At 74.9% G+C, this 7,918-nt stretch carries 8 protein-coding genes; 3 read left to right on the top strand and 5 right to left on the bottom strand.

Going from position 1 to position 7,918, the window contains the following annotated elements:
- The first annotated feature begins 356 nt into the window (after positions 1-356).
- The gene (locus tag DQW06_RS07285) at positions 357-1,502 is read left to right on the top strand and encodes a glycosyltransferase (protein ID WP_370449065.1); all 1,146 of its coding nucleotides are present in this window, start codon (positions 357-359) and stop codon (positions 1,500-1,502) included.
- Between the two features lie 110 nt (positions 1,503-1,612).
- Here DQW06_RS07285 and DQW06_RS07280 read toward each other — a convergent pair whose 3' ends face one another.
- From DQW06_RS07280 to DQW06_RS07270, 3 genes are read right to left on the bottom strand one after another with little or no spacing between them, the layout of a single operon-like run.
- Entirely contained in the window at positions 1,613-2,218 is a 606-nt protein-coding gene (locus DQW06_RS07280; protein WP_013152843.1) for a DNA-binding response regulator, read from the bottom strand.
- Positions 2,215-3,384, bottom strand: coding sequence for a sensor histidine kinase (locus tag DQW06_RS07275; protein WP_013152844.1), 1,170 nt, complete (start codon positions 3,382-3,384; stop codon positions 2,215-2,217). The genes DQW06_RS07280 and DQW06_RS07275 overlap by 4 nt, the downstream gene beginning before the upstream one ends.
- A gap of 31 nt (positions 3,385-3,415) precedes the next feature.
- Entirely contained in the window at positions 3,416-4,459 is a 1,044-nt protein-coding gene (locus DQW06_RS07270) for a CPBP family intramembrane glutamic endopeptidase (RefSeq protein WP_117198188.1), read from the bottom strand.
- Between the two features lie 166 nt (positions 4,460-4,625).
- On the opposite strand from DQW06_RS07270, the gene DQW06_RS07265 reads away from it, so the two are divergent.
- On the top strand, positions 4,626-5,162 hold the full coding sequence (locus DQW06_RS07265) for a hypothetical protein (protein ID WP_117198187.1): 537 nt from the start codon (positions 4,626-4,628) through the stop codon (positions 5,160-5,162).
- A 224-nt stretch (positions 5,163-5,386) separates the two neighbouring features.
- On the opposite strand, the gene mug is transcribed toward DQW06_RS07265, so the two are convergent.
- Entirely contained in the window at positions 5,387-5,932 is a 546-nt protein-coding gene (gene mug / locus DQW06_RS07260) for a G/U mismatch-specific DNA glycosylase (RefSeq protein ID WP_013152847.1), read from the bottom strand.
- A gap of 235 nt (positions 5,933-6,167) precedes the next feature.
- A complete protein-coding gene (locus tag DQW06_RS07255) occupies positions 6,168-7,121 on the bottom strand; it encodes an MSMEG_6728 family protein (protein ID WP_117198186.1) in 954 nt (317 codons plus the stop codon).
- A gap of 276 nt (positions 7,122-7,397) precedes the next feature.
- Between DQW06_RS07255 and DQW06_RS07250 the strand changes: the two genes are divergently transcribed.
- Positions 7,398-7,918, top strand: a 521-nt coding sequence (locus DQW06_RS07250; RefSeq protein WP_117198185.1) for a VTC domain-containing protein, incomplete at its 3' end; no start/stop codon positions are given.

Raw genomic sequence — 7,918 nt, 5'->3', positions numbered from 1 at the left:
GTGCCGCGCCACTGTTTCCGGGAACGCCGATTCGACGGCCGGACACGTTCCGCGCCTTCCCCGCGCTCTCCCTTCCCCGCGGGTGCCGTTCTCCGTTCGGCGGAAGGGACGCCGGAGCGGTGGGCGGACCACGGCCGCGTCCCGCCCGCGCGGGGGCCGGTGTGGCCGTCCCCACCCCGGCTGGAGCGGGGGGCGTACCGGGACGGGTCCGGCGGCGGCTACGGTGCTGTTGGGCACAGGACGAGCGCCGCGCCGCTCCGTGTGGCCCTTTTCTTTGTCGGTAGCTTCTTGCGGCCCCGCTCCGGGGCATCCTCCGGGAGGAACTGGTGAACAGCGGCAACCCCCCTGCACGGGACATGCGCCTGATCGTGACCGGAGGAGGAACAGGCGGGCACACCTATCCGGCCCTCACCGCCGTCCGCGCGCTGCGTGACCGGTTGGCGGCGGCCGGGGTCGCCCTGAGCGTGCTGTGGGTGGGCACGGCGGACAGCCTGGAGTCCCGGGTCGCCGCCGCCAACGGCATCCCCTTCGAGTCGGTCGCGACCGGCAAGATCCGGCGCTCGAAGAACCCCCTCAAACTCGCCTCCCGGGCCAACATCAAGGACATGAGCAACGTCCCCCGGGGCGTCGCGCAGGCCCGCGCGCTGGTCTCGGACTTCGCCCCCGACGTGGTGCTGGCCACCGGCGGCTACGTGGCCGTGCCCGTGGGCCTGGCCGCGAAGATGTGCCGCCGTCCCCTCGTGGTGCACGAGCAGACGGTCCGGCTGGGCCTGGCCAACAAGGTCCTCGCCCGCGTCGCGGCCCGTGTGGCGGTGTCCTCCCCGTCCACGACCGAGCTGCTCCCCGACTCCGCGCGCGACAGCGCGGTCATCACCGGCAACCCGGTGCGCCCCGAGGTGCTGACCGGGCAGGCCGACCGGGCGCCCAAGGCGCTCGGGTTCACCGGCTACGACTCCTCGCTGCCCACCGTCTACGTCACGGGCGGGGCGCAGGGCGCCGTGCAGATCAACGGCATGATCCGCGACATCCTGCCCTGGCTGCTCGCGCGCGCCAACGTCGTGCACCAGTGCGGACCGGCGAACCTGGAGGAGGCGCGCCGCAGCGCCGCCCAGCTCACGCCCGGCCTCGCCGAGCGGTACCACCTGACGGACTTCGTCGGCCCCGAACTCCCCGACGTGCTGGCGCTGGCCGACGTGGTGGTCTCCCGCAGCGGCGCGGGGACGATCGCTGAGCTGACCGCGCTGGGCAAGGCCGCCGTGTTCGTTCCGCTGGCCTCGTCGGCGGGGGACGAGCAGCGCCACAACGCCCGCCACCTCCAGGAGTCGGGCGCGGCGGTGGCCCTGCTGGACCAGGTCAACGCCCAGGGGCTCCAGGCGGCGGTGGAACCGCTGCTGGCCGACCCGCGGCGGCGCGCGCAGATCGCGGAGCGGGCCCGCGAGCACGGGCGTCCCGACGCCGCCGACCGGTTGGTGGACGTCCTGCTGGCCGCTGCCCGGGGTTAGCGGGCGCGGAGGGCATCGCCGGGTCGGCGTGCGCCGGGCTCCGGTCCCGTCGCGGCCCGGACGCGGGTCGCGGCAACTGAGTCCCCGGCGGGCGCGGTGAACCGCTCCGTTCAGATCCAGCCGTGTTCGGCGGCGATGTGCGCGGCCTCGTGCCGGTTGGCGGCGTCGAGCTTGGCGACGGCGGCCGCGAGGTAGTTGCGCACCGTCCCCCGCGAGAGCGAGACGCGCCGGGCGATCTCCTCCACGGGTGCGCCGTCGCGGGCCAGGGCCAGCACGTCGGCCTCGCGCGGGCTGAGCGGGGAGTCGCCCGCGCTGATCGCCTCGGCCGCGAGTTCGGGATCGACGTAGCGGCCTCCGGCCGCGACCTTGCGCACGACCTCGGCGAAGGTGCGCGAGGACACGGTCTTGGGCAGGAAGCCGCTCACACCCGCCGCGAGCGCCGACTTCAGGTAGCCGGGGCGGCCGTGGGAGGTGACGATGACGCACCGGCATCCGGGCAGCTCGGTGGCGAGCCTGCGGGCGATCTCGATGCCGTCGGGGCCGGGCAGTTGCAGGTCGAGCAGGGCCACGTCCGGGCGGAGTTTGAGGGCCATGGCCAGCGCCTCGTCGCCGGAGGCCGCCTGGGCGACGACCTCGAAGTCCTCCTCCAGGTCGAGCAGTCCGGCGACGGCGTCGCGGATGAGGTGTTCGTCGTCGGCGACGAGGATGCGTGTCATCTGGGGGCGTCCTTCGGAAGCGGGAGCACGGCGTCGAGCAGGAACCAGTCTCCGTCACGGCGCGCCGTGACGTGCCCGCCGAGCGCGTGCAGGCGCTCGGACATCGCGCGCAGCCCGGTGCCCTCGCCGTCCCGCGCGGACCGCGGGGGACCGGCTCCGTCGTTGGCGACGGTCAGGTGCACCTCCCCGTCCTCGTTCGCGGTCGCGAGGGTGACCTGGGTGGCCGAGGCGTGGCGCAGCAGGTTGGTGACGCCCTCGCGCACGACCCACGCCAGGGGCTCCGCGCACCGCTCGGGGACGGGATCCCCGGTCACCGTGCAGCGGATACCGGCGGACCTGAGCAGAGAACGGGCGCCCGAGACCTCGTCCTCCCAGGTCGTGCGCAGCTCGCCGCGCACGACGCGGCGGACCTCGGTGCCCGCCTCCTCGGCCAGTCCGCGGATCGCGGAGATCTCCGTCGCGGCCCGTTCGCCGTGGCCGCGCTGGACGAGTTCGGAGGCCAGCGAGCTCTTGACCGCGATCGCGGCCAGGGTGCGGCCGAACACGTCGTGCAGGTCGCGGGAGATGCGCAGGCGTTCGTTGGCCAGGGCGAGCGCGGCGCGGTCCTCGTGGGCCGCCTGGAGTTCGAGCAGCACCCGCAGCATCCACGCGCTGGACCAGCACAACCACAGGACGGCGCTGATCATCAGCGCCCCGACCAGCAGGACCACGACGTCCGCGAATCCCACGAGCGCGGTGTTCAGCACCAGCGCCGCCGCGTGGAGCAGCAGCGCCCGGCGGGCGTGGAGGGCCGGTGCGAGGCTCGCGGCCGCCGAGGCGATCGCCGCCGCGACCGTCATGTCCATCGCGGGAAGGGGAAGCATCAGGGCCACGGCGACGAACGCCGCCAGGACCAGGGCCCACCCGACGACGGCGGTGACGGGGAACCCCCGCGCGCGTCCGACGACGGTGTCGATGCTCCACTTGGTGACGAGGACGTTCCCGCCGACCAGGAGCAGGCACAGCACGGCCGCCGCGACCAGCGCGGTCAGGGGAGCTCCAGTGAGCCGGTCGGCCTCCACCGCGCTCCGGAGGAGTGTTCCGACCGGAGTCGCGACGGCCAGGTAGGTGGACCAGCGCACGTAGGTCTCGAACCTGCGCGCGCCGACCAGCGGCGGATTGCTCATGGACGTGATTCTCCCGTCATACCCGCGCCGGTCACGGGCCGGAGGGGGTCAGGGCCGGTCCCGTCCCGCGCGTGCGCCACCACACCACCGCCGCGACGGCCGCGACGGCGACGCAGAGCACGGCCAGGGCAGCGGACCCGGTACCCGCCGAACGGTCGAGCGCGGGGTTCGGATCGGCGTGCAGGACCGTGAGGACCAGGGCGGCGAGTGTGTTGTGCAGAGCGTGGACGACGACCGCGATCTCGATGCCGCCGGTGCGCCAGGTGACGACGGCCAGGCTGACGGAGAGCGTGAGGCACCAGAGGTTGAACCACGGATCGGTCGAGAGGTGGACGGCGGTGAACGCCAGACCGGAGACGAGGACGCCGAGGAACAGCGCCGTACGCGGGCCGCGCCCCCAGCTTCCGGCGACGCGGAACACGAGCCCGCGGAAACCGTACTCCTCACCCGCCGCCTGGAGGGGCGTCAACAGGAGGTTGACGGCGAGGACCGTGAGGAGTGTGGCGGTGGACCAGTGGACCTCGCGCAGGGGCATGACGGCGGGGCCGATGAACGAGAGGAACAGCCAGAGGGGGCCGATGAACAGGAGCGCCCGGCCGAGCAGGTCGAAGCGAAGACTCGACAGCACCGAGTGCAGCGAAGGGCCGCGCACCCCGTAGAGCCACCGTTGGAGCAGCATGCTCCACGGGATGAGCAGGGCGATCGACACCAGGTTCGCGGCGAGGAAGAGCGGTGTGTAGTCGGTGCCGCCGAAGGTCGGGTTGGTCCTGCCCATCAGGCTGTCGGCGAAGGCGGCGGCCACGGCCAGAACGATGTTGGAGGCGAACAGCCCGGCCACCAGGAGCGCGATCGCGAGGACTCCCCGGCCGATCCGGCGCCTGTCCCCGGCGAGTACCCGGTGGTACTCCACGCCCGGCGGGAGGGGACACGGGCCGCGGCGGCGCGGGTGCGGCGCGGCCGGGCCGGAGGGCGTGCGCGCGGGCGCCTGCGCCCCGCCCGCGCCCGGGGGCGCGGAGAAGGGGGCCTCCGTCTGAGGGAGGGGAGCCCTGGAGGAGGAGCTGTCGTTGCTGTGCATGGTTCGACGCTAGTACGGAGCGTGATCGCCGCAGGGTGCCGCGGGTCACGAGTTCCCTCCGCGTTCCGCACGGACCGGGCATGACATCTGTCATGCCCCGGACGCGGCGGGTTCGGCGCGGGCGCGCACCGGCCGTATGTCGGCGGGGGCGTCTAGCATCGGCCCCATGACCACTCTGTCCCAGCTGCGCAAGGCCGCGCTCGCCCTCCCGGAGGTCGAGGAGGGCACCCGCTCCGGCACGGTCGCGTTCTCGGTGCGCGGCAGGGTCTTCGCCTCGGTGAGCGGGGACGGCCGGGTGCTGCTCCGCCTCCCGGACGCCGAGACCGAGGCCGCGGTGGCCGCGCACCCGACCGGGGAGCGGTGGGTGCGGGCGGGCAGGCCCGTCGGCTTCGGCGTGCCCCTGGCCGACGTGAACGGCCAGGACCTCAACGCCCTGGTCCGGCGGGCCTGGCTGTCCCGTGCGCCCCAGCGGTTGGCGGCGTCGGCCGAGGCAGCCGCGTCCGCGGTCCCGGGTGATGTGGGGGACCTGCCCAGGGCCATCGGCGCACCGGCGACCCGGGCGCTCGCGGGGGCCGGACTGACCACCCTGGAACAGGTCGCCGCGCTCACCGGGGCCGAGCTGGGCGCGCTGCACGGGGTCGGGCCCAAGGCGGTGCGGATCCTGCGCGAGGCCCTGGCCGAACGCGGGCTGTCCCCGCGCTGAGCGGGCCGGATGCCGGTCGGCGCCGGACAGGAGGGCGCGGGCCCCGGCACGGCCGGTGTTCCGGCGGGCCGGGGCGGGCGGTCCGCGTTCCCGCGCGAGCCGGGCGCTGTGAGGCGTTCGCCGGTCCTGGCCGACCCTGGCCCCGCGGGACCGGGGGCGGCGGATGCCGGTCGGCGCGCCCTCTGACGTGGTGGGGCGCTTCGGCGGGCCGGACCGCCTACGGGTCAGGCCGCTCCGCCGGACCGGTCCGGCAGCCCGGCGGCGCGTCGCAGGCGCGCGAACTCCCCGATGAGCGGCCCCAGCTGCCAGTGCGCGTTGCGGCCGCTGGGGTTGGGCAGCAGCCACACCCGGGCGCCGCCGATCTCCGCGTCCTGGGGACCCACTGCCGCGCGGCGTTCGGCGAAGGCCTCCCGGTAGGCCGTCACGCCCAGGACGGCCAGCCACCGGGGCCGCCACCGCAGGACCTTCTCCCGCAGCCTGCGCCCGCCCTCCACGTACTCCTCCCGGTCCAGCTCGTCCGCCTGGGCCGTGGCCCGCTCGACGACGTTGGTGATGCCCAGGCCCAGGGACAGCAGTTCGTCCTCCTCATCCGGCCTGAGCTGGCGCGGGGTGAAGCCGGACCCGTGCAGGGAGGGCCAGAAGCGCGTACCCGGCTTGGCGAAGTGGTGCCCGACCGCGCCCGAGGTCAGGCCGGGGTTGATCCCGCAGAAGAGCACGCTCAGGTCCTCGGCGATCACGTCCGGGACCAGCCTGTTCCGGGCCGCCTCCAACTCCGCCTTGCTCGGGCCGGGCCTGCGCGGTGCGGAGCGTGCGCGCGCACGCGCGGCCCCGGCCTTCGCTCCCTCCTTCGCCGCGCCCTCGGCTCGTCCACTCGCGGAATCCATGTGCCACCCTTCCGTGTGCGCTGTCGGTGACGCGGGCGACCGCGTCGCTGTCGCGGTCACCTGCCCGGGACCACTGTGCCCCAAGCACCGGAAGGGGTGAGCGCCCTCCCCGGGAACGGCGCTAGGCCTCCACCGCGGGCAGCAGGCGCAGCACCAGCGGGGCCGATCTCGGCTCGGGCAGTTCGGCGCCGTCGAGGACGACCAGACCGGCCCCGGGCGGCACGGGAGCCTCCGACCCCTCCCCGGGAGGGACCCGGCGGAACCGGAACTCGGGTTCGCCGACCTCTTCGCGCATCGCCGCCTCGTCCTCGGGGCCGGGCTGCCGCGCGGTCGACCGGCTGGTCCGCCCCACCGCCTCCGGGGAGCCCGGGGCGGCGGCGTCACTCCCCCGCGGCCTGGGCGGTGGCGTCCCGGGCACCAGCCACAGCGTCTCACCGGGCGTGCACAGCCCGGCCAGCAGGCCGGGCAGGGTGTCGCCGGGGCCGGTGAGCCGCAGCGACGCGCTGCGGCCCTCGACCAGCCGTCCCAGGGCGGCGGCCTGCCCGTCCGAGAGCGCGACCGCCTCCACCAGTTCCGCCGCCTCCTCCACCGGTGTCGCCGCCGAGGTGCCGCGCCGCAGCGGCCACCGGGGGAAGACCGGCCGGGGCCAGACGTAGGGCAGACCGCCGGGCGTGCCGGGGAACAGCGGCGCGTAGTGCGCCGGGTCCTTGTACACCAGGGCCGAGCGGTGCGACAGGTGCAGCGCGTCGTCGCCCAGCCACGGCGGGAGCATGTCGCGCTCCCACAGCTCCTCCTCCTCGGGGACGCGGTTCCCGGTGAAGGCCAGCAGCGAGGGCAGCACCGAGTCGGCGTACCCGCGGCGGCGCCACTCGCGGCACACCGCCACCCCGTAACCCACCAGCGCGGGCACGAAGCCGCGCCACATCGCCACGGCGGGGTGGCGCTTCCACCCGTACTCGGGCCACACCAGGGCCCGCAGCACCTGCATGGTCTCCACCCGCTGCTTGCCCAGCCTGCGGTCGTCCAGCGCCCGCGCGCACTCGGCGAACCCGGGTTGGGGCAGGAAGGTCTGCATCGTCCCCCCGTCCGGCCCGCGGCGTTCTCGCCGGTCAGGCCTGTCGTGCGGTCCGCTACCCGTCCGCCGCCGGTGCTACCCCTGTCGCCGGTCCGCCCCTCCCCGGGCGGTACCCGACCGGTGTTCTCACCCACCTCTCACCCTCACCCCTGACCACGCGCCCACCAGGGGCTGCGGCCCCGGCTCTCAGGAACCTCTCAGGAAGTTCTCCGCCTCTTCGCAGGGTCGTCGGGTTGTGTCCTTCCCGTCGTCACCACCCTCAGGAAAGGAGGCACCGTGGTACCACCACGCGACCCCGGTCCCGCCGGGAACGCCGGGCACGCCGCGAAGGCCGCACCGGCCGGTACCCCGACCGGCACCGCCGCCGGGGACCGGCTGAGGGCGCCGAGCAGGCTCCACGCCTTCAACCGCTACGAACTCAAGTACCTCGTCCCCGCCGACCAGGCCCGGGACGTGCGCGCCGAACTCACCGCGCGCATGCGGGCCGACCGCAACGCCGGGCCCGACGGCTACGGCGTGTGGAGCCTGTACTACGACACCGACCGGCTGCGCTTCTACCATGAGAAGATCGAGGGCCTGAGGTTCCGCCGCAAGCTGCGCGTGCGCCGCTACGGCGAGGTCGGCCCGGCCGCCGAGGACACCCCCGTCTCCGTCGAGATCAAGCAGCGCGTCAACCGCGTCACCCAGAAGCGCCGGGTCATGCTGCCCTACCACCTGGCCCGCGACCTGTGCGACCGGCGCGTGCGCGTGGAGCACCCCGGCGCCGACCAGGCCTTCGTGGACGAGGTCCTCGACCT

Source organism: Nocardiopsis sp. TNDT3 (assembly GCF_003427465.1).
Classification (GTDB): domain Bacteria; phylum Actinomycetota; class Actinomycetes; order Streptosporangiales; family Streptosporangiaceae; genus Nocardiopsis; species Nocardiopsis dassonvillei.
The sequence above is the reverse complement of the archived record's forward strand: the minus strand, read 5'-3'. Positions and strand labels throughout refer to the sequence as shown.